The sequence below is a fragment of the Desulfosarcina alkanivorans genome (genome assembly GCF_009688945.1).
Lineage (GTDB): Bacteria > Desulfobacterota > Desulfobacteria > Desulfobacterales > Desulfosarcinaceae > Desulfosarcina > Desulfosarcina alkanivorans.
On sequence record NZ_AP021874.1, the window covers coordinates 1,935,311 to 1,957,435 of the forward strand.

Below are 22,125 nucleotides of genomic sequence, written 5' to 3' on the forward strand. Positions count from 1 at the left end.
CTGTTTCTTATTCAAGGGTTGCTCAACAAAAAAGGCAACTTGAGTTTGAAACAATATTTTTATTTTTTTAGGAGATAGTTAGCATGGCAAGTGGTATCGTGAAGTGGTTTAATGACAGCAAGGGTTTTGGTTTTATCGAGCAGGAAGATGGAGCTGACGTATTCGTACATCATTCGGCAATCAATGCCACCGGATTCAGATCTCTCCAAGAAGGCGACCGGGTCACATTTGACATTGAGCAGGGGCCCAAGGGACCTTCCGCAGCGAATGTAACAGCGGCCTAACGCATCGATATTCAATTTAAAAGGGATTCTTTCAGAAGTTTGAGAGAGTCCCTTTTTTTTCCGCGAAGATGGGTTGGTAACACAATTTCCCGCCCTCAGGTAAAACCTGCATATACACACCAGCTTATTCATTTCCAACACTTCAACCGGTAATGCTGGTAGACCAGATGCTCGTGGCACGGTTCCTGGGTATCGGTAATTTCGGCGCTCCATCCACGTTCCTGCATGATTTCCCTGGCCCGGAAAATGGCATCCTCAAAGCGACCGTAACCGTTGACGTGGGTGGGATTTTCGACCAAGTAAGCGTTATTGATATTCTGCCACCTGTCGACGGCAAGTGGGTGCTCGAAACCAATGACGATACGATCAGCCTGGAAGATGCCGCCATGGGTTACAAGGGGCTGATGGTCATTGAGCGCTGCTTCCGTTCTCTCAAGCGCACCCAGATCAAAATGACGCCGATGTACCACTGGCTCTCCCGGCGCATCGAAGCCCATGTCAAAATCTGTGTGCTGTCCCTGATGATCGAACGCATCGCCGAGCGCAACTGCGGGCAACCCTGGAGTAAAATTGCCCGCTCCTTGCAGAAGCTCCAGGTCACAAATCTTTTTTATTTAAATCACCGTGTGTGTTTGCGCAACGAGGTCCCGGCCGACACACGTAAGATATTAAATAAGTTGAAGATCAACCCTCCCAATCAGCTCGTTCACCCCAAAAAATACCCCCAAAAATAGCCGAAAAGTGTAGACACACGATGAATATCATTCAGTAAGCCGGATACCCGTGTGCCATGGGTTTGCGGGATTTTGTGTGTTTTCGTTATAAAAATAAAATCTTGGCCCGTCCCCGCTGTGCCCCTATCATGTCCGGCGTGATCTCGCCTTTATTCAGAAGCATCCTGAGCACTTTGTGCCTGAATAGCCGCTCAATCGTCCTGTGATCAACTTCCGGCGAAACGGTAAACATTTCGTTTTCATGGAAAGAGCCGTCGGATATCAGGATGTGCAAGTGGGGATGATACCCAGGAGGTCTCCGAAGGTCTGGATGGCCAGAACAGCGCCGGGCACGGCCTTTTCATCTTGAATGGCGGTTTTATAGACGGCTTTAAGCGCCGCCCACCTGCACCGGCTGAGTTCGGAAAGCAACTTGCGGTCATACAGGAAATACCGCCGCAGGATCTTTTGAATGCTGAGCACAACATGCCGGTTAGAAACCGCTTTTACAACGTCCCGGCACAACCATTCGCCGAACTCAACCACAGGCTTCTGGTGACACGACGGGCAGAAATGCTTGCGTTTACACGAAAAATCGAGCAGGTATTCGTGGCCGTATTCCCCGCAGCGCACCCGGGCAAAGCCGTTTTGCAAAATGCCGCAATCCAGGTAGCGGTAGATGACCTGCTTGACGTAGGGACGAAAGAAACCGTACTGCCGTGGAAACCGGTCGTCATAGACCTGTTCGAAAGTTTCAAAATTATCCTCTACGCATTGGTAGTAGGGCGATTCTTGCGGCTTACGCTGAAGATATACGGCTTTTGTCATGTGGCACGGTACCTTTTGCATCTGAGGGCAAAACCTGATTACAGCGCAAAGGCTGTGCCTGCTTTATGCTCTCAGATAAAGTGCCACATCTTGAAAGGGTATTGAATAGGACCACAAAATATGTACCTTGTCATTTATTTGGGAAGGTTGGAAAGACCGCGATAATGTGCAGGCATGCACATTAAAAAATGGCTGTTTCAGTGGGTAATAAAATTTCTGAAAAACTGTCTTGACGGTTGGGTGCACCTTCGTCTCACTAATCAAACTAGTGGCATACTTATCATTGAGTTATGGAAATATCTTGACTTAGAAAAAGCAATTACTTATCATTTTACGTAAACGTGTCCACATTTTTTATTCTCAAATTCCAATGAGAGTGAAGCATTATGAAAACAATTGGTCTGGTTGCTGCCATTCTGTTGCTCACTCCTAATTCCGCTTTTGCAGACGAGCCGTTGCGTATCGGTGATTTTTATAAAATGGTTCTATCCACTCCTCAACGGACAGGACTACTCAACTTAGTCATTCAAGAAGCATTTTCCAGAGTGGGTAAAAAGGTCGATTTTGTGCAGTTGCCCCCGGGGCGTTCAATAATTCTGGCCAATGATGGCCTTATTGACGGGGATATCAGTCGTGTTTCTGATATACACAAGATCACAAATTACAAGTTTCCCAACATAGTAAAAGTGCCGGAAAAGCTGTTCGATGCTTACTACGTTGGCTTTTCCAAAAACTCGGATATTAAATTGAACGGATGGAAAAGTTTGAACCCTTATAGCATCGGGATTGTTACCGGATTTAAAATCATGGAAATGAATACCAAGGGAGTTAAAAACCTAACAAAAGTCGAAAACCCGATACTTTTGTTTACCCTTTTGCAAAAGGACAGGGTGGAAATAATTGTATATGATCGATTTATCGGTTATGGAGTGCTCAAACAGATGAAGATGAAGGGTGTGAAAGCATTGCTGCCTCCCTTGGCAACCAGAGCTTTCTTCTTGTATCTCCATAAGAAGCATTCCAGATTGATACCTCAACTAGCTGCAGTTATGGCTGAAATGAAAGCGGATGGAACATACGAAGGAATATATAACAAAACGATACGTCCCCTCATCGAAGAGGTTGAAGGATGGTCAAAGTAGGGGAACTCATTGCAAACCTGAATTTTAAAGTAGCCCGTAAGTTTATCCTCCATATACTTCTTATCAGCTCCAGCATCACGCTCATCGGAACCTCAGTGCAGCTATCCATGGATTACTCCAAAGATTTGGAGACCATTCACAGTACTTTTCACCAGATCGATGTAAGCTATAGGCAGAGCATTACCAACACCTTATGGGTTTCGAATATTGAAGTGCTGAAAATACAACTTAAAGGCATCTTAAAACTAAGGGATATGCAGCATTTGGAAGTGGTATTGGAAGATAAGAGCCGCATACAAGTGGGAAAGCCTGAGACGAAGTATGTCATCAAACATGAATACATCATGTCAAAAAACTTCGGAAACCGAGAAATTCATCTGGGCGTTCTTCGAGTTACTGCAAGCTTGCGTGGCGTCTACAGAAGGCTGTTGGAGAAGGTAGTTGTCATACTCCTCATTCAGGCAATCAAAACCTTCATTGTTTCAGTCGCTATTTTTGTTCTTTTTTATATTATTGTGGGAAGGCATCTGCAAACAATAGTAAGATATGCAAAATCCTTCAGTTTGAACAGCATGGACAAACCCCTGCGGTTAAGAGGATATGAGGAAAAACTGGATGAAAGGAATGAACTGTCCATTCTGGTTCATTCGGTCAATAGCATGCGCAATAATCTGATTCGAGAAATCGAAAAACGTGATCAGGCCGAGAAACAGTTGCAAGAAAGTGAAAGGCAGCTTCGTTTAATGTTCATGGAAATGTCTGCCGGTTTTGCTTTGCATGAAGTCATCCGCAAAATGGACGGCACTCCTCACGATTATCGTTTTCTTGACGTAAACTCTGCATTTGAACAGTTAACTGGACTGGGAAGAGCAAAAATCATTGGTAAATCCGTGCAAGATATCTTCCCATACGTAGAAAAGCAATTGATCGATACATTTTTAGAGGTAGCTATTTCCAGAGTTCCGGTTTCGTTTGAGCGTCATGTCAAAGCAGTGGGTAAACATTTGCAGGTAGTTGCTTATAGCCCGCAAAAAGATCGGTTTGCCGTAATACTCTTGGACATTTCAAAACGCAAGAAAGCTGAAGAGGAACTGGCAAAATACAGAAATCACCTTGAGGAGATAGTCTTCGAAAGAACAATGGAATTAAGAAATGCTCATGAGAAACTGCTTGCTGCGGAGCGCCTCGCCACCTTGGGTAAGGTTGCCGGAAGTATTTCCCATGAGTTGCGAAATCCATTGGCTGTAATCGACAGCTCCGCCTATTACCTGAAAAGCAGCATCAAAAGTCCGAATCAAAGAACCATAAAACACATAGAGCGAATAATTATGCAGGTTAAGCATTCAACTGCCATTATTGAAAGCCTGCTGGATCTGACAGGCATTAGTGCACCGAATAAAGAGAAGCTTGACCTGGTAGACCTCCTTGAAACAATAGTATCCCGTGTAATGATTCCAAAAACGATTGATATTTGCAAGAAAATGGAAGAAAGAATATTTGTCCCCGGCGATTTTCGCCAACTTGAAATGGTCATCGGGAATCTTATTAAGAATGCTGTCGATGCAATGGATAATCAGGGAGTTCTCACACTAAGTGCGCAAACCTCCGAAAATGGGAAGTTTGCGGAAATTGCGATCAAGGATACGGGTTCAGGTATTCTTCCTGAACACATCTCTGAAATCTTTAAACCTCTTTTTTCTACAAAGGCCCAGGGAATTGGATTCGGTCTGTCAATCTGTCATCAGATTGTCGATAAGCATGGAGGTTTCATCGATGTTACATCGGAACCTGGAAAGGGGTCGAGTTTTATTGTGAAGCTGCCTGTCTACGAAGAGAAAACCGACGGCTAAAAAATTATATTAGTATGTATAGCTCTGTTTCCAGGATTTTACCGGGATGCATATGACACATCAGTAAATACATGAAATACTGACGATTTTTCAACCGGAATTCTTTTAGTATGTATGTGCTATCGCTGACTGGACCTGAACCTCAGCCGCCAGGGAAAAGGACAAGTTAATCCGTAAGCGCCTCCTGAACTTTTTCAACGAGCTGATTTACAGTGAACGGTTTTGGAAGAAAACTAGCCCGATCATTAAGCAGGTCCTGTCGTATATTACCGTTAGCAGGGTATCCGGAAATGTAAAGCGTTTTTACTCCCGGCTTAAAAACTTCAATTGCATCCCTGAGTTCTTTCCCGCTCATTTTCGGCATAACAACATCGGTTATCAAGAGGTGAAAGTCTAAATTACGTCCTTTGCAATATTCCAATGCCTGAGTTGGCGATGAGACCGATATAACAGTGCAGCCAATATTTCGCAATACATCCTCTGTCAATTGTCGCACCATATCATCGTCTTCGACCAATAGTATTTTTGAGCATACGTTTGCTGTTTTCTTTTCGGTTGTAGTTCCAGGGGGCTGCCTTTCCCCAACCCATCGTGGTATATATAGTTTAAACCGTGTACCGACACCCGGCTCACTGTGCACATATATAAACCCGTGACTCTGTTTGATGATTCCATACACGGTAGAAAGCCCCAGTCCGGTTCCCTTCCCAAGTTCTTTTGTTGTAAAAAACGGCTCAAAGATATGTGATAATATCTCGGGTTCAATACCTGTTCCAGTATCGCTAACTGTGATCAATACGTACTGCCCCGGAACGCTATCGATATGATTGGAACAAAATGCTTCATCCAACGTTTTGTTTGCTGTTTCAATGGTAAGCTTCCCCCCATCGGGCATGGCGTCTGCAGCATTGACTGCCAAATTAACTGTTACCTGATCAACTTGGGAATGATCAACCTTTATTGCCCAGATATCTTTCCCGGGGTTGAAAACAAGTTCGATATCCTCACCGATTAGACGACCGATCATTTTTTTCATGTTCAATATAAGGGCATTGATATCAACCGGTTTGGGAGATATGACCTGCTTTCGGGAGAATGCCAGCAGCTGCTTTGTCAGATCTGAAGACCGTTCGGCAGCGTTTTCTATCATCTTCAGATTCTTGGCAAGAGGATCTGCGGGGTTGAGTTTCCTCAATGCTAGTTCGGAATATCCGGTGATTACATTCAGCATATTGTTAAAATCATGGGCCATGCCGCCGGCAAAGCGCCCGACAACCTCCATTTTTTGAGACTGTAGAAATTGCTCTTCAAGATTCTTTCTTTCACAAAGATCAATTCCCAATCCGACAAGATATTTTTGATTTCGGAACTTGACCCGTTTCCCCGAAAATAAAAAAGGTATCCGCTCCCCGTCTTTATTTACCAATGTTTCTTCGACTTCGAATTGTCCATCATTGAATACCTGTTCAATCGCCTTTTTCATATTTACCCTACTCTCACCGGCAAAAAAATCGAGGGCTTTTTTCGTTTGAAATTCCTGATGAGAAAAGCCGGATACATGCTCAAAGTTTTCATTCCAGTAAAGAAAATTATTATCTTCATCTATTGTATAAAAAAGACCAGGCATGCTGTTGATCATGTATTTGAGTAAATCTTTCTGCTCGGAAAGTTCTCTTTCTAGCTCCTTTCGTTTACTAACTTGCGAAATAAGTGTCAGGACGCGGCCTATATGAAGAGGTTTTAGTTCGTATGAGATAACATTCGATTGATTAACTGCTTTAATAGCGCTTTCCAAAGATGCATGACCGGTCATAATGATACATTCGGTTGTTGGGGATAGTTCGGCGAACTGCTGTGTAAGTTCGTCCCCTGCAATACCAGGTAGTCTCACATCGATTAAGGCGATATCGTAAACATTTTCCCGACATTTCAATTCGGCGCTTGATCCGTCAAAAGCAGCATCAACGATATAACCCTCTTCCTCCATTATGTCACAGATATTTTCTGCCAGGTCTTTATTGTCATCAACAACTATGATCCGTATTTTCTCTTCCACTGGTATTCCTTGCATTCTAAGATTATTGAAAAATGGAATTCAGTAGTTCCAAAAACTTTTCCATATTAAAAGGTTTTTCAATGACTTATCTGATATCCATAGACGACATTTGTTCTATGGTATTTTGCATATTGTCAATGAGTCCGGTGATAAAAATAACCATAACATCGGGTCGATATTCCCTTATCGCCTGAAAGGTTTCGAACCCGTTTAACACAGGTAGCTTCAGATCTAAAACGATGACATCGAAAGCGCTCTCCTTTGCCAATTGCACAGCGGAGTAACCGTCAAAAGCGACTTCTACCTGAAACTTGTTGGCAACAAGAATATCGTTCAAATTATCGCACATATCGGGATCATCATCTACGACAAGCACAAGCGCACCGTTTGGAGACGATTTTTCAATCAACTCAAGAAGCCTGTCAAAATTGATCGGCTTTTTAAGAAAGCCGAACGCACCTTCACGTATAGCATCCTTAATTAAACCCTCCAAAGCAAAAGCCGACATCATAATAACCGGAATTTCCGGTGCGACCTTTTTTAACTTTTTAAATGTTTCGACACCATTCATCACGGGCATTTTTATATCCATCAAAACCAGATCAAACGGTTCTTTTTCTGCGAGTTCCAAAGCTTGAAATCCGTTAACCAGTTTAAGCGAGAACGGCGGGGCGTAATATCTGCTACGATGTCGATGATCGGCACCAGGCAATCGCTTATGGAGGCATCGGAGCCATTCATCAGCTGGCGGCAAAAACCGGCCTGATCAAGGAAATCGATGCTTGCGTTACATTGCTGAAACGTCATTTGCCGTATCATGAGTCGGATCATATCCTGAACATCGCCTACAATTACTTGGCCGGTGGAAGCTGTTTGCAGGATATCGAACTGCTACGCAACGATGAGGGCTGGCTCAATGCATTGGGCGCTCAGATCATTCCTGATCCCACCACCGCCGGCGATTTTTTAAGGCGTTTTGCCGAACCGGATATCTGTTCGTTTATGGATGCCAAAAACACAGTCCGCAAAAAGGTCAGGCAACTACAGCCGGCAACGTTTTTACGCGAAGCCATCATTAACGTGGATGGCACCATCTGCGCCAATACCGGCCAGTGAAAGCAGGGCATGGATATCTCCTACAACGGTCAATGGGGATATCACCCTTTGGTCATTTCGTTGCACAACACTCGTGAGCCCCTGTTTATCGTCAACCGATCAGGCAACGTCGCTTCCCATCATGATTGTGCCCCATGGGTCGATAAAAGCCTCGACCTGGTCGGCAGCTGTTTCCAAAAGGTGCAGTTGCGAGGGGATACCGATTTTGGCCTTACCAACCATTTTGACAGGTGGGACCGCCAGTGCACCTTTATTTTCTGCATGGATGCGATGCCCAATCTGAAAAAACTCGCTGGTCAAATCAACCCATCCGATGATCGGAAACGTTGCGCCAACCAAATGATCCACTTTTACCGTGGCCGTAGTGATCATGAAAACGACATCGACCAATTGAAAAATGGCGTTAAGGCACTGGATCCGGCCTCCGATACGCTGTTGTCCAACTGGGCGTTGATGACCATCGCTTCGCTGGCTTGGGATTTGAGAGCCTGGTTTGGCCTGCTGCTATCGTATCGCCCCTTGGGGTTGTCGGTGGTACGCATGGAATTTAAGCGATTCCTCAACACCTTCATGCGCATCCCCTGTCTGATCGTCCGAACCGGTCGGCGGATCTGCTACCGGATCGTCGGATACAATGACAAGCTTGCCCATGTGGTCAAATTTTCTGACAGAATGAAATCGTTCGGGTTCACATAGTCCGAAAGCCTCGAACAGCAGCCGCATGGGGCGGTTGTGAGCCCATCTTAAACCAAGAAAGGGGGCGAAACGATCAGTAAAAGCAAAATCGGTGATCTTAAAATGAGAAAGAACAAAACCGGTGCGTCTGTATGAAGCACTCATTTTTACTACTGGCAGTGTCTTCCTGGCTGCATATTCAACCAGACGCTTAGATTGAGTTGTTTTCCGATACTCGCTTGTTTTGGGGATAGATGGTTATGCCTTTTGGTCTAAACTTTTCAAACCGCTGTTATAGCTTTAAAATATTCATTCGTAGCGTATCGCTGGAGGCAAATACACGCGGAATAACCTTTCTGAGATCCGATGGCATCAGGAACCGAAATGCGAGTTTTAGCTATAACTGGAGCTTCATAGAGAACCGTATTCTCGAATTGTGTGCCGCCGCAGTATGTATCCCAAGATGTTGCAAGCCTGCAGATCGAAAGTCGGCCCACATCCAGCCGCCCTCTCTCAAAATAAGGATGGCCGATAACGAACATTATGTCAACCGCCGATCTGGTGCCGATTTCACGAAAATACATGCATTTTGGCAACAGAAAGCCTGTCGGGCCTATGCGCTGCATTTACAAGTATGATTCGACTGGATACTGCGGATCAAGGATTAAATCATCCGCACTCGGCAAGGAAGAGTCATCATATAAGGTCAGTTGATTGGAAGGCGGGGCATGGGCCGGCAGCGGGGTTTTTCGTTTTCATAAGATCGACGTCAAGCGTGTTACGATTCAACCATTCGGTGATGCCTCGAGAGGCCTCATCGTCGATAAAATTCACCTGGCGGATGATTTCGGTTTCCATCGCGTTGCGAGACTCAATATACGAGACTGCAGCGGATGCTCCCATGAACAAAACAACTAACAACAGCGTCGGAACTAAAAATTTTATTCTCAAACCGTATTTCATATTTTACCTTTAAAACTTCAAAAACCGCTTGCTAAAACGACAGTCCGTACTTTTCAATCAGTTTGCCCCACGTACCGTCTGTCTTCATTTTTTTGAGGCCTCGCGTGAGGGTATCAGCATATTCCTTGGATTTCGGGTTGGCGGGTGAAAAAGCGACATACACCATTGACTCCCCGCCATCTACATCACCTGCTTTTCGGATCGCGTCAGAAATGAAGTTTTTCATGGTAAACATGGACATGACGTATTGATTTTCAGGAAGGATATCCGCTTTTCCGCTCAATAATGCTTCCAGCGCCTGTTCCAGAGAATCGACGTACATACCATTGCTGGCGATCAAGGCGTCGACCTTGTCGTCGTAGGTGTACGAGGTAATTCCGACGATTTTCTTACCTTTCAAAGATGCCTCTCCGGAATAAGTCCAGTTGTCGTCTTTTCGTGTGTAAAAGGCGTTACTGGCACCGCCCATGGGTTCTTCAGGAAAAATAAATCCCGGAGCATCCTCTTTTGCCGCGCCGACAACCGCATTGTATTTACCGGCACCGGCCTCTTCAACTGCCTGATCCCAGTCCAAAAGGGAATAGTTGACCTGGTGACCTGCGGCACCGAGAATCTCGACCGCGGCTTCAATCATGTAACCGGGTTCCGAAGAACTGGGCTCGCAGTTATAAGGGCAAAACTCATCTGCAACAATGGTGATTGTTTCACATTGGGCGTTCATGGCGATCAGCAACACTGCCGTTGCCAGAATAATGATTTTTTTCATTTCGATTTCCTATGATTTATTATTTCGTATTAAATCTTAACAGGGTAATCCCATCCAAATTTTCATTGCCTGAAAAAAACCGACATTAACCTTTCGGTCAAACAATGCAAAATCTTAAGAAAAAAATTTCAGGAGGGCAAAGTGCCAGGGCGTAGCGTTCAAATGCCCTTGTAGAATGAAGGCATTGCGATGAGTTACGGAATTGTCCGTTTCAAATGTTACGATAGCCACGAAGGCCGAATCCATGATATAAAAGGCTTGTTTATAAAATGGGCACCTCCCACTGGATAAACGCCTGTTCTGCCAGGCTTTCGGGTAACTGTTCGAAAGCGCACTTAACCAGATTAATATAGTGTCCACCCACTAGAATAACTACCCATAATAAATAAGTAAGAGGAATGGTGAGGATGAATACCGACCAGTCGCTCATTAACACTCGTTTTAGAGAGGGGGTTGAGGATCGTTCGGTATTGAAGCCTTTTCGATCCGCCATGGTTGTCTCACTAACTTATGTCGTTTTGCTTTTTCTCTACATATACATATCCGGGAAAATTGCCCTCCAGGTCTCCGCTTCTGCCGAAATTCTGAGACAAATTGAACTGTTGAAAGGGTTCGTCTTTGCCGTGGTAACAGGCACGCTTTTATTCTTATGTATTTTTACAACAGCGAAAAAAATATCCAAGCAAGACGATTTGATAATAGCCCAGAATAAAAGCATAACCGTTTCTGAACGGCTGGTCATGGCCGGGCTTTTCTCATCCTCTGTTTATCACGACATCAACAATATAATGGTCGTTGCAACTTTGTACACGGATTGTCACGACAGGCTCAAGTCGAACAGCCGGTTGTGCAAACATTTAGTGTCACTTTTTCTCGGGCGGCACATGCCCTAATAACAGGCACGATGCATTCCAGGGTTGGGTTCCCGGATGGGCCAAGCATACGGGCAGTTGCCGATTTGTGTTCTTTGAGTGTTCTAACAAATGTCATCCATGCCCCCGGTGGCATTAATATAATCGCGGAGCATTAATCTGCCTGCGGTGATCTCCCCATCCAGTATCATATTGACTGCTTCGACAATCAGGCCTATGCGGTAAAAATAAGACCTGTTGTAGCTCTGGTAACATCCAGGTCTTTAAATTTTTTTGTAAGCGGCATTATCGTTCCCTGTGACAACAGTTCTTTACGGTTGTGTTCTGATTCACAGGGGGAATCGTCGTCATTGTTAAAACAGCTATACCCATCACTGCCAAACAAAGGATAATTTTATCGAAACGCCCGATCCATTAAGGCAGGTTGGATATCATCATCACGCCAAGTTTTATTCCCCCATGAATCCGAAAATACCGTCTCCTCCTCGGTTCCAATTTCCACCACCTCATCCTCAGCCGGCATAGCTGCAGTTCCTCTACATTCGGGAAATCTTGAACATCCCAAAAATTTTTCTCCACAACTCGCTCCTCTATTCACCGTACGAACAACCATGTAACTGCCACATTTAGGGCAATTATTACCGTTTTGTTTTTCCTCTACGATTTCTTTGACATGTTCTACATGCGCCTTGGTCGTTTGCCTTGATGGTAACAGGCGATCTGCATCAATCTTGGAAAGAATCATGGGAACATCTGCGCTAAGTATCACCTGCTGTTTTTTGGATTTGATGTATTTCATTAATCCGGGCCCCTTGATGACATTGTCCGGCATTTTCGTTTTGAAGGTGCTGCTACCTACAAAAACGACAACCGAGAATATTTGTTGGTCAGTCAATGCCAGGAGTGATTTGAGGGTTTTTACGTGTTTATAGTTCTGATGAAGTGGATTTTGGAATTTCTTCGTATATTTAAATATTTTCTGTGTCCAAGTTTTCTGTTTGACGCTGCCAAATATCCATCCCTTCATATTTTTGGTTTCAATGACAAAAACACCGTATTCCGAAATGATGATTTGGTCAATCTGGGTTGTTCCGTTGGCAGTCGGTAATGTGACGTTTCTTAATAGATGGTATTTATCTTTGTCTAATTGGATTTTAGCGAAGATGTGGACCATCATCTCCCCGGACAATCCCTTGAACCAAGGCGATTTAAGAATGTACAGAATTGAAACAATGAGTATGGAAAACAGCATTATTGGTAGGAATGAACTTAAAACCGCCAAAGCCCCCATATTATCCTCCGCTGGCTAATTTCTTTCTTAAATTGAATATATGCAAAAAACTAACCAAAGAGAAAATACTATATGTTGCAGGAAGTTGGTTGGTCAGGGCTTATATTTTGAGATATGAAGAGGAAGGTAACAAAATTTGTCAGCGTTTGTTATAAAAAATGGCACACAAGAATACCTTTTCTTTCTAACGAATAGAAATACTACTCAAACGTTCTATATAGATCCATTTCTGGCACCAAATGCCTCAGGGATTATCAGACTTATTTTGCAGGTAAACCTCGGCGGACGAAGACGCATCTATTATCTGCTTTCAGGATTGTTGGGTTGTACTCACCCCAAAAGAAGGCCGAAAAGGGCTATCCATTGATCTTTACGGCGATTTGGCTGGAATCCTGAAAATTGCCACAGAGGGTAAAGCTATGAAGAATTATGCGGTCCTAAAAAGAAAGCTCGAAAGGGTTGCCGTTAATGACAACGTTCCTTTCGAGCCGTCTCTTCAGTTGGTAGCGGGGGCAGGATTCGAACCTACGACCTTCGGGTTATGAGCCCGACGAGCTACCAGACTGCTCCACCCCGCATCAGTGTTTTCTAAAAAACGCATAATAAGTGAGAATCGACGGATTGTCAACAAACGAATTGGCGTGGATTAAAAAAAATGGCCAGACCGGTTAGCACAGATGATTTTCGGGTTGTCCCGCCAGCGTTTAACCTGCTGACAGCAAACCGGAAAGGAGGCTCCGGGATTCTCGAGCGATTCAGCCGGCGGCTTGATATTGGAGATGGCTGATGGCTGCATGACACCATCAGGCTGAAACCCAGGCCATAATGGCCTTCTTGATAAAATCCCGCCCGCCGCCCGACTTTGGACAACGAACCATGACCTGCTTATTCCGGCCGGTGTGCCCGGATACGATGGTCACCGATGATTTGGGGACAGACAGGAGCTTTGCCAGAAAGGCCCCGCAGGCCTTGTTGGCGGCATTGTCCACCGGGGGTGCCGTGAGATTGATCTTCAGGGCGTCGCCGTAAATACCCGCCACCTGGTTCCTCGATGAGCGAGGCTGGACCCGGATTTTAAACGTCAGCCCGTCAGGTTTCTCTTGAATGGTGAAGGGCATGGTTCGGTTGGTTTGTTGGTTCTATCGGTTTGGAGTCGTCTTTTCCTGCCACAATCTCCCAGGCCTTCGATCTTTCTGGTTTTCCGGGTGCTAAACGCCTTCAGCCTGCAGCCGATTCAACTTTTTCCCCTGATCAGTTCGCGGATAAAGTCCGGCGGGCGGACCACTTTCCCCTGGCCGTTGACGAAGGCGTGCCGGGTATACCCGGTGGTGTGGGTCACGGCACCGTCCCGACTGGTGATGGTGTAGTCAAACTGCATGCCGGCACGAAAGCCCGTGTTCAGGGTGGCATTGATCACGAGGACGTCGTCGTAGCGTGCCGGGGTGAGATATTTGCATTTGACTTCGGAGACCGGCAGCATGAGGCCCCGGGCTTCGATCTCACTGTAGGGCAGCCCCAGGTGGCGGAACAGTTCCGTCCGGCCGATCTCGAACCAGCGCAGATAATTGGCGTGGTAAACGATGCCCATGGTGTCCGTGTCACCGTAGATGACCCGGTAACTGGTTTTGTGGGAAAGGGGGGGGTGTTGGGATTGGGGATTCATTTTCTTAATGGTCCAACCGTTATGGGTTAACGTAATCCGTAATATGCGGCCAGTGAACAGTGATCAGTGAATTGTGAACAGATTATTTGTTCTTCAGGTATTTGATCAGACCTGTGAGCATTTTACGAATGGTTTGAAGACTATTCAAAATCTCTTTATTATCTCCAAGGTATCCTAATCTTTTGGCGATAATGATTTGGGTTTCGGCTTCAGCGAGCGAGCCCAATGAAATATATAGAAAATGAATGAATTCCTTGTCGGAGCCTCTGGCAGCGCCCTCGGCAATATTGCTCGGCACACTGACGGCCGCACGACGCAACTGTTCGGTAAGGCCATAAATCTCGGTTTTCGGAAATGCGCTGGATATTTTATAGATCTCAGTGACGGAATCAATTGCGTTTTTCCATACCTTGAGTTCTTTGTGATCCATGCGTCACCATTTACGGTTCACAGTTCACCACTCACTGTTCACTGGTCACCGTTCACTGTTCACCTGTTTCAATCACTTTCCCGAAAATCTCCTTGAGATCATCGTATGTCGTCGCCACGGGAAACTGGGAGTACTCGTCAATCACATTCTGAGGGGGGCAGAACAGGACGCCATGGTGGGCCTCCTTGAGCATGCTGACGTCGTTGTAGGAGTCGCCCATGGCCATCACGTGATAATTCAGGCTTTTGAAAGCCTGGGCCACCTTGCGTTTGCCGTCGGCCTGCCTGAGGTTGTAACCGGTGATGGCACCGCTGTCGTCGACCGTCAGGCCGTGGCACAACAGCGTCGGCCAGCCGAGCTTCTCCATCAGCGGCCTGGCGAATTCAAGATAGGTATCGGAAACGATAATCACCTGGGTGCGGGCCCGCAGCCAGTCGAGGAACTCACGGGCGCCCGGCAGCGGGTCCATCGCTGCAACGGCGTCGGTGATGTCCTTCAGCTTGAGGCCGTTGGCAGCCAGGATCTCCAGGCGTCGCTTCATGAGCACGTCATAATCGGAGATATCCCGGGTGGTGAGGCGAAGTTCATCGATACCTGTACGCTCGGCCACATTGATCCAGATTTCCGGTATAAACACCCCTTCCAGGTCGGAACAGACTATATGCATGACACCTCCTGGCCGTTTTTGTCCTCGATACGAATCAACATGGGCGTGCTGGCCACCACATCCAGGGCAGCGATCTCGGCCAACGCCCGGGTCACATCCGCCTCCCGGGCATGGTGGGTGAGCATGACCACCGGCACAGAGCCGTTGGTTTTTCTCCCCTTCTGGTGAACGAACTTAAGGCTGATGGCGTATTTTCCGAGGATACCGGCAATGGTGGCCAGCACCCCGGGCCGGTCCATGGCATCGAACCGGAAGTAATAGTTGGTAACGATGTCGTCCATGGGCAGCACGGTTATGGGACGGATCTTGTCCGGCTGGAAGCCCATGACCGGCACCCGCCCTGCGCCGCCGGCGGCCAGGTTCCGGGCGATATCGGCGATATCCGACACCACCGCACTGGCCGTGGGCATCATGCCCGCCCCGTGGCCGTAGAGGAGAATATCGCCGACCGCGTCGGCGGAGACGCTGATGGCGTTGAGTGTGCCGTTGACATTGGAAAGCATGTTGTCGAAAGGGATCATGGTGGGGTGCACCCGGGCTTCCACCGAACCGCCGTCGAATTTGGTGATGGCCAGCAGTTTGATGCGATAGCCGAACTGGGCGGCAAATTCGATATCCATGGGGGTGATCCGGGAGATCCCCTCGATGTAGATATCGTCGAAATTGATGCGCATGCCGAATGCCAGAGCCGAGAGAAGGGCCAGTTTGTGGGCCGCATCCTGACCTTCCACGTCCAGGGTGGGGTCGGCCTCGGCATAGCCCTTTGCCTGGGCTTCGGCCAGGGCTGCTTCGAAATCCACGCCCTCGTCGGTGATCTTGGACAGGATGTAGTTGCAGGTCCCGTTGAGGATGCCGGTCATGGCGCTGATCCGGTTTCCCACCAGCGATTCGCGGACCGTTTTGATGATGGGCATGCAACCGCCCACGCTGGCCTCGTATGCCAGGTCCACCCCGTTTTCGGTAGCCGCGGCAATGATCGGATTGCCATGTTTGGCCAGCAGGGCCTTGTTGGCGGTCACCACGTGCTTACCCTTGTCGATGGCGTCGAGGATCATCGTTTTGGCGATTCCCTCGCCGCCGATGGTTTCCACCACGATATCCACCTCGGGATCGGCGATGGCCGCGGCCGCATCCGGGATCATCACCCCGGGCGCCAGGCTGAGTCCCCGGTCCGTCACGGTGTCGATATCGGCCACATACTTTAATTGGAGTTCACATCCGATGCGGTCCCGGAGGATATCCCCGTTGTTCAGCAGCAGGCGGGCTACGCCCGTCCCCACCGTCCCACAACCTAAAATTGCAATGTTGACCTGTTTCATGCCTGATTTATTCCTGATTTGCGTTGAGTTTCAATCCTTGATGGTTAATCTGGCAATTTCTTACGGGCGGGGTCATAAAGTCAATAGAAAATCTGTGATTGCGGTTCACGGTTTACCGTTAACTGTTCATTCGCCGGGCCAGGCGCCATGCCATGACGGCCACCACCAGCACGCCGGCCACCAGGATCGACCACAGCACGATGCGGCGCATCGGAAGGGGCGCCGGCAGGGGCGTCAGGCGCCGGGGGCCGCCCAGAACGATCCGTTGGCCCCGGGGCACCACCCACTGCTCCATGCCATTCTCGCGGTGCCGGTTGATGCCGTCGAAGAGGGCCGCCACATTGACCTTCAGCGGCTCGACCGCCGCACTGCCGAATGCCAGGGTGAAAGGCCCGCTGCCCCGGGCGATAAAAAAGAGGTCGTGGGGCCGGTAGCCGAGTTCCAGCCGGGGGACGGCACTGCCGATGGTGCTTTCACTGGCATCCACGCTCAGGCGCCAGTGGCGGTCCATGGAGACCTTTACAGCCTGCGGTGCGCTGGTCAGGGGAGGCTCGTCCACATCGATGCGGTAAAACAGGCCCTTGAACCGTCGGATCCAGGCGGCATCGGGACCGCTGCGGGATTCGAGACGCGCATCGGCCATGCTGTTGGCCTGGTCGAAAACGAGATTGACCCGGTCAACCGGTAAGGCGCCGCCGGTACTGTATTCAAACACGCCCGACCGGTCGGGATCGGGCCGCCCGTCGATCTTCACGAACGCGCGAACGGGGTTCCGGCCTTCCGGTTGGATGCGGCCCTCGATGCGAACCAGGGACAGGGCCGGCCCTTCATCCAGGTGGCGCAGCCGCAGGTATCGTTTCCCGGTGGCCGACAGGCGGATGGTATTGGCCATCAGACGGTGGCCCGCGTATCGAATGTCCGAAACCGCCGATCGCGGCGCAATGGTGGTCCAGTTCACCAGATCGTCGCTGGCATCCACGGCCAGGGTGGCCATGATGTGGCCGTCGCCCGGTTGCCATTTCAGCCGCAGCCGGGCCAGGCTGCGCCCGTCGCGGCTCAACCCGACGCGGCTCAAGTCGATCAGGAACGTTCGCGGTGGTGCGGATGACACCTGCGCCGACGGCGGATCGACACGCACCACGGCCCCATCCGGTCCGGTGCGGACAAACACCCCATACCCGCCGGTCCCGGCAGCGGCCGCTTCCGGGAGCGGGAAAAAGGGCAGCGACCGCCAGGGGGCGTCGGTCTTCAGGGTCTGGGCGTATCGGATCATGTGCGGCACCGGCTCCCCGGCGGCATTGAACACCCGGATGTCTCCCAGGTCCGGTCGGAACGCGCTGCCGTATACCTGTTCCGGCAGGCTCATGGCGGCGATCGCCGTTGTGCCGGGCACGTCAATCCGGACGCCGTAGGCAAAGTCATCCACGGTCACGTCGGCCGACACCGCCGCCAACGGCGGGCAGACCGCCAGCATCATCAGCCACAGCCATTTTCTCATGTGCCCTCTCCTTTCGATTCCGCCGGGGGCAAAGGCGTAAAAAAACCGACGACCAGCATCAATCCCCCCACCGCCAGAAATGAAACAATCCGGGAAACGGTGCCCGAGCCCGACAGATCCACAACGAAGAGCTTGGCGACCACCACGGCCAGCAGACCCGCCCCGACGAACCACACGGTCCTGTTTCTCAGGCGGCTGGATGCAACCATGCACCCGAATGCCAGAAGGCCCCAGAGCACGGCGATGGCCGCGTGGAAGAGATCCGACCGGAACATGGCCTCCGCCTGGTAGCGCACCCCGGCCAGGTGATGGACCGTGCGGGCCACCACGGCGGTCAGCCAGAGAAAAACGCCCGCCGCCGGCGCCCCCCACAACACCACCGGAGACAGACCCGCGGCAGGTGATGCCGGTTCACGCCTCATCCACAGCAGCCAGCGGCCCACCACCAGAAAAACCGCCATCTGGACGACGTCCAGGGGATTGAGCAGCGGCAGGTAGGGCAAAGGCCGTGGATTACCGTCGATGGCGGCACCCGCCGCCGTCCAGGCCAGCAGGCCGAGCACCAGCAGGGACGGCAGCCACCCCCGGTAGGCGTTTTCCCAGGGCCCGAAGGGCCAGCCGGCCCGGTCCCTGAGCCGGATCAGCACCGTGACGGCCCCTGCCGGGACAATGCCCCAGGCAATGAAGGGCCAGACACGGGTGCCGGCCACCAGCTGATCCACCAGCCACCCGGCTTCCCACCCGACCAGGCCGGTGGCCAGCAGGGCGCCCGCCACGTGCCAGCCCGTTGCGAGGGTCCGGGGCCAGACGGTGTCCATACAGTGCAACAGGTAAAGGTGGATCGCAAAGGTCAGCGGCCAGGCGGCCATCCACCAGCCCTGGAAAGGATGCACGATATCGTGCCGGTCGGCAACGGCAGCGGCAGCGATCACCATGGCAGGAAACAGGCCCATGGCCGGCCACCGCATCCCCTTCCAGTCCAGCCGGCGAAAAAGAACACCCATGGCCAGGCCGTTGAGGCCGATATACGCCAGCGCACCGATCCATTCGTGGCGCCGGCTCATGCGGCGGTCGATTTCGTCCAGTCCCGTGCCGAACCACCAGAGCAGCCCCCATGCCATGATGGCGGCGCCGAAGGGCCGCTCCAGCCGGTGCAGCCGGTCCCGGTACCGTTCCAGGAAAAAGGCGGAAACCAGGCCCGACAGGCCCACCATCATGCCGCCCAGGAAGCGGCTGTTGAAAACCGCCGTTTCCGTCCAGGCGCCGTGGCTGCCGAGGAGGAACATGGCCCCCGATCCGACCTGAAGGAGCAGACCGAACCCTCTGGCCGTCCAGCGCCGCTGGCGCACGCCCACCCATACCAGGCCGGCCCCTTCCATACTCCAGGCCACGGCCGTCCAGCTGCCCGACAGCGCCAGCGGAATGGCCAGGCTGCCGAAAATCACCCCCAGGGCGAGAAAGGCCTCCACCAGCGCGCCCAGCCCGTCATCCCGCCGCCGCCACAGTGCCGTGGCCAGGCCGGTGTACACCAGTCCCATGGCCACGGCACTGAACGCCAGGCCGTACTGGAAATTTTTCACCAGCCCGACCTGCAGGGCGAACACCACCAGCGGCATGCCGAAGACGAGGGTGCTGTCCACATATCCCTTCAGCAGCGGCGGCTGCCGCAGGGCGAACAGGACGGCGATGGCCAGGTAGAAAAGGAAAAAGAGAACCAAAAACGGCTCGGTGGTGGAAAAGTAATGGGGCCGGTAGTACTGCAGTCCCCAGGCGGAGCCGATGCCGAACGTGAAGACGAAGCCCAGCAGGTTGAGCCACCGCCACGACTTGAACCAGGCGATGCCGAAGATGCCGGCGTTGAGCAGGGCGTAATAGGAGAACAACATCACGTGGCTGCCCGTTCCCGTGGAGAGCAGCACCGGCGCCATGAAGCCGCCGGCCGCCCCCAGCACGGCCATGGCCGCCGCATTTTGAAGCACGGCCAGTACGCCGGAAAAGGCCACCAGCCCCACCATCACACCGAAGGTCAGCGGCAGGGGCACCATGTGAAAAAGCCGGGCCGCGGCAAACAGGGTCAGGTACATCACGCCGATGCCGCCTCCCTGAAGGGTCACCGCATAGCCGAACCGGCGGCGGCGCAGCCGCCATCCCAGAACCAGCAGCCCGATACCGGCGGCGAAAGCGGCCGCCAGGCGAATCTCCAGCGGCACCAGGTTGCGGGCGGCGGCGTATTTGACCAGGAAAGCAAAACCGAACAGCAGCACCACCACCCCCACCCGCACCATGAGGTTGCCGCCCAGGAAAAACGCCCTGATCCGATCGCCCGGGTCACCCGGCCGCGGCGTCGCCGGATCCGGACGGGGCGGCCCGGACGGCGGGTCGAGCCCGGCAATGGCGTCATCGGACAGTTCCAGCTCCAGGGAAGGCATCGCACCGGCGGGATCGGAACGGGGGGGCGGAACTGTGGGCGCCCGTCCCCCGGCGTCCCGGGCAGGTTCCGTTTCCGACAGGGCGGCGTCATCGTCACCTCCCGTGTCCATGGGGGCCGACCGGACCGATTCCGGCTGTCCGGAGGGTTCCGCCGGCCCGGCGACGCCCTCGGCGGAGAACGTACCGGCAATCCGCTTTTCCAGGGATACAAGGCGGTTTTCCAGCGCCAGGAGCCGGTTTCTCTGGTTGATCACCGCCGCCACCAGCAGGCCGACGAAGCCGCCCAGTAAAAAGTCGCCCCGCCCATACAGGTAAACACTGCCCGTGACCGCCCCGATCAGCCCCAGAACGATGTAGATCATGCACGCTCCCTTATATTTTGCCCAAGATACCATTGAAAGAATGACGCATTGACAGGCAGCGAAACCGCCTGCGGCCGGCTGCATCATACGAAAAGCGGCTGATATGTCAACGCACGACGAGACGATATCACCGTGTTTTTGAGTTCGGCAGGCAGTGGCGGCAACTCAAGAAATAAAATCGGTCATCCCGCGGAAGGATGACTTTTCGACATCCGGGTATTGGAAAAAAAATGTCCTCCGATTCGAACAGCCTTCATGTAATCCGCTAATAAATGGCCATTTCCCCATTATTATGGTATGAGATAAAATATGCCGGCAACACCGGCACCACTTAACCATCATTGTGCAAAAGGGGATGATCATGAAAAAACCGAGTGATTCTGCTGAAAGACTATCGGAAATGATCAAGACGGCCATGGAAGACGGAAAACTGACCACCAAGGAACACAATAAGATTATGGCCATTGCCGATGAAGACGGGATTCTCGACAATCAGGAAAAACAGCTCCTGGCCCAGCTGCAGGAAATGCTCGCCAATGGCACCATCAAACGGGTTGCCGAGTAAACGACCAGCAACGTTTGAACAGGCTGACCGCCCCATTGGCAAAGAAAGAATGCTCCTACCCTTTCCACGGGTGGACCGGTTTTCACGACTGGTATCCAATCCTGCGCCTTCGATTGACGGACAAATCCGAATTCCGTCCCGGTTTGACATTGTCAATTCAAGCATAATTTTTGAATTGTCTTACACCAACCGACAAAAAAGGAGCATTATTATGGCCTATACATGTAAAAGCTGCGGCGCCGTGGCAGAAGCCCCGGGGCACCTGTGCAATCCTTGCGGAGACACCGAAAAATGCAGTTTCTGCGGCACTCCGGACGTAGACCCCAAGCACATCTGCAAAGACAAGCTGGCGGTAATGAAGTTTACCTGCGGCGGCTGCGGCCGGGTGGCCATGGAAGAAGCCCATCTGTGCAATCCGGTCCCCATCAAATAGCGTAAACCCGATATGCCTGAACCAGGCGCCCGCTGATTCGATCTGCAGGCGCCTGGTTTGTGCCGGCTGCCGGCCCATGCACCATCCTTTGCACCCCTCTTGTGCAGGCAGTCACCATCTTTTTTTCGAGTCACCCAACCGCCCTTTCTGGTCGGCAGTTTAAGTTGCTCCGCCGATGGGCGATACCCTATCCATGGCAGCA

Annotated in this window: 21 protein-coding genes, 1 tRNA gene and 1 pseudogene; 8 read left to right on the forward strand and 15 right to left on the reverse strand. The window is 50.9% G+C overall.

Features of this window, described 5'->3' with window-relative positions; genetic code table 11:
- Window positions 1-83 precede the first annotated feature (83 nt).
- Window positions 84-284: a cold-shock protein gene (locus tag DSCA_RS08560; RefSeq protein WP_155316032.1), complete on the forward strand. Its 201-nt coding sequence runs from the start codon at window positions 84-86 to the stop codon at window positions 282-284.
- A 167-nt stretch (window positions 285-451) separates the two neighbouring features.
- Window positions 452-1,018 carry an IS1634 family transposase gene (locus DSCA_RS32115; RefSeq protein ID WP_174783984.1) on the forward strand — a complete coding sequence of 189 codons (567 nt, stop codon included), beginning with the start codon at window positions 452-454 and terminating at the stop codon, window positions 1,016-1,018.
- An 85-nt stretch (window positions 1,019-1,103) separates the two neighbouring features.
- Here the strand turns inward: DSCA_RS32115 and DSCA_RS33160 are convergent, their stop codons facing one another.
- Both DSCA_RS33160 and DSCA_RS08570 read right to left on the reverse strand, forming a co-directional pair.
- Window positions 1,104-1,250 (reverse strand): hypothetical protein, encoded by a 147-nt coding sequence (locus DSCA_RS33160; RefSeq protein ID WP_407924242.1) that lies wholly within the window; start codon window positions 1,248-1,250, stop codon window positions 1,104-1,106.
- A gap of 29 nt (window positions 1,251-1,279) precedes the next feature.
- Entirely contained in the window at window positions 1,280-1,825 is a 546-nt protein-coding gene (locus DSCA_RS08570; RefSeq protein ID WP_167527672.1) for a transposase zinc-binding domain-containing protein, read from the reverse strand.
- A gap of 386 nt (window positions 1,826-2,211) precedes the next feature.
- Between DSCA_RS08570 and DSCA_RS08575 the strand changes: the two genes are divergently transcribed.
- Together DSCA_RS08575 and DSCA_RS08580 are read left to right on the forward strand one after the other, a co-directional pair.
- Window positions 2,212-2,967: a substrate-binding periplasmic protein gene (locus DSCA_RS08575; RefSeq protein ID WP_155316034.1), complete on the forward strand. Its 756-nt coding sequence runs from the start codon at window positions 2,212-2,214 to the stop codon at window positions 2,965-2,967.
- Complete coding sequence (locus DSCA_RS08580) at window positions 2,955-4,817, forward strand: ATP-binding protein (RefSeq protein WP_155316035.1); 1,863 nt, start codon at window positions 2,955-2,957, stop codon at window positions 4,815-4,817. The genes DSCA_RS08575 and DSCA_RS08580 overlap by 13 nt, the downstream gene beginning before the upstream one ends.
- A gap of 166 nt (window positions 4,818-4,983) precedes the next feature.
- Here the strand turns inward: DSCA_RS08580 and DSCA_RS08585 are convergent, their stop codons facing one another.
- Together DSCA_RS08585 and DSCA_RS08590 are read right to left on the reverse strand one after the other, a co-directional pair.
- Complete coding sequence (locus DSCA_RS08585; protein WP_167527673.1) at window positions 4,984-6,873, reverse strand: hybrid sensor histidine kinase/response regulator; 1,890 nt, start codon at window positions 6,871-6,873, stop codon at window positions 4,984-4,986.
- A gap of 85 nt (window positions 6,874-6,958) precedes the next feature.
- Complete coding sequence (locus DSCA_RS08590; RefSeq protein ID WP_167527674.1) at window positions 6,959-7,504, reverse strand: response regulator; 546 nt, start codon at window positions 7,502-7,504, stop codon at window positions 6,959-6,961.
- Window positions 7,505-7,539: 35 nt separating this feature from the next.
- Between DSCA_RS08590 and DSCA_RS33440 the strand changes: the two are divergent.
- Window positions 7,540-8,685, forward strand: a pseudogene (locus DSCA_RS33440) (transposase); the annotation flags it as partial.
- A 675-nt stretch (window positions 8,686-9,360) separates the two neighbouring features.
- On the opposite strand, the gene DSCA_RS08610 reads toward DSCA_RS33440, so the two are convergent.
- Both DSCA_RS08610 and DSCA_RS08615 read right to left on the reverse strand, forming a co-directional pair.
- Window positions 9,361-9,627 carry a hypothetical protein gene (locus DSCA_RS08610; RefSeq protein ID WP_155316041.1) on the reverse strand — a complete coding sequence of 89 codons (267 nt, stop codon included), beginning with the start codon at window positions 9,625-9,627 and terminating at the stop codon, window positions 9,361-9,363.
- A 31-nt stretch (window positions 9,628-9,658) separates the two neighbouring features.
- A complete protein-coding gene (locus DSCA_RS08615; protein WP_155316042.1) occupies window positions 9,659-10,393 on the reverse strand; it encodes a substrate-binding periplasmic protein in 735 nt (244 codons plus the stop codon).
- A 407-nt stretch (window positions 10,394-10,800) separates the two neighbouring features.
- Between DSCA_RS08615 and DSCA_RS08620 the strand changes: the two genes are divergently transcribed.
- The gene (locus tag DSCA_RS08620; protein ID WP_155316043.1) at window positions 10,801-11,286 is read left to right on the forward strand and encodes a hypothetical protein; all 486 of its coding nucleotides are present in this window, start codon (window positions 10,801-10,803) and stop codon (window positions 11,284-11,286) included.
- Between the two features lie 373 nt (window positions 11,287-11,659).
- Here DSCA_RS08620 and DSCA_RS08625 read toward each other — a convergent pair whose 3' ends face one another.
- From DSCA_RS08625 to DSCA_RS08665, 9 genes are all read right to left on the reverse strand, one after another.
- Window positions 11,660-12,556, reverse strand: coding sequence for a nuclease-related domain-containing protein (locus DSCA_RS08625; protein WP_155316044.1), 897 nt, complete (start codon window positions 12,554-12,556; stop codon window positions 11,660-11,662).
- A gap of 501 nt (window positions 12,557-13,057) precedes the next feature.
- A tRNA-Met gene (locus tag DSCA_RS08630) sits at window positions 13,058-13,134 on the reverse strand.
- Between the two features lie 225 nt (window positions 13,135-13,359).
- Complete coding sequence (locus tag DSCA_RS08635; RefSeq protein WP_155316045.1) at window positions 13,360-13,674, reverse strand: DUF167 domain-containing protein; 315 nt, start codon at window positions 13,672-13,674, stop codon at window positions 13,360-13,362.
- A gap of 116 nt (window positions 13,675-13,790) precedes the next feature.
- Entirely contained in the window at window positions 13,791-14,219 is a 429-nt protein-coding gene (locus DSCA_RS08640) for an acyl-CoA thioesterase (RefSeq protein ID WP_155316046.1), read from the reverse strand.
- Window positions 14,220-14,301: 82 nt separating this feature from the next.
- Window positions 14,302-14,649 (reverse strand): four helix bundle protein, encoded by a 348-nt coding sequence (locus DSCA_RS08645; RefSeq protein WP_155316047.1) that lies wholly within the window; start codon window positions 14,647-14,649, stop codon window positions 14,302-14,304.
- A gap of 52 nt (window positions 14,650-14,701) precedes the next feature.
- Window positions 14,702-15,316: a bifunctional phosphoserine phosphatase/homoserine phosphotransferase ThrH gene (gene thrH, locus DSCA_RS08650; RefSeq protein WP_155316048.1), complete on the reverse strand. Its 615-nt coding sequence runs from the start codon at window positions 15,314-15,316 to the stop codon at window positions 14,702-14,704.
- Window positions 15,307-16,635: a homoserine dehydrogenase gene (locus tag DSCA_RS08655; RefSeq protein ID WP_155316049.1), complete on the reverse strand. Its 1,329-nt coding sequence runs from the start codon at window positions 16,633-16,635 to the stop codon at window positions 15,307-15,309. The genes thrH and DSCA_RS08655 overlap by 10 nt, the downstream gene beginning before the upstream one ends.
- Window positions 16,636-16,753: 118 nt before the next feature.
- Window positions 16,754-18,133 carry a DUF3999 domain-containing protein gene (locus tag DSCA_RS08660; RefSeq protein ID WP_155316050.1) on the reverse strand — a complete coding sequence of 460 codons (1,380 nt, stop codon included), beginning with the start codon at window positions 18,131-18,133 and terminating at the stop codon, window positions 16,754-16,756.
- Window positions 18,130-20,925: a DUF2339 domain-containing protein gene (locus DSCA_RS08665; protein WP_167527676.1), complete on the reverse strand. Its 2,796-nt coding sequence runs from the start codon at window positions 20,923-20,925 to the stop codon at window positions 18,130-18,132. Before DSCA_RS08665 ends, DSCA_RS08660 begins: the two co-directional genes overlap by 4 nt.
- Window positions 20,926-21,286: 361 nt before the next feature.
- Here DSCA_RS08665 and DSCA_RS08670 point away from each other — a divergent pair, with 361 nt between their 5' ends.
- Together DSCA_RS08670 and DSCA_RS08675 are read left to right on the forward strand one after the other, a co-directional pair.
- Window positions 21,287-21,490, forward strand: a complete 204-nt coding sequence (locus DSCA_RS08670; protein WP_155316052.1) for a hypothetical protein — start codon at window positions 21,287-21,289, stop codon at window positions 21,488-21,490.
- Window positions 21,491-21,701: 211 nt separating this feature from the next.
- A complete protein-coding gene (locus DSCA_RS08675; protein ID WP_155316053.1) occupies window positions 21,702-21,923 on the forward strand; it encodes a hypothetical protein in 222 nt (73 codons plus the stop codon).
- Window positions 21,924-22,125: the final 202 nt, after the last annotated feature.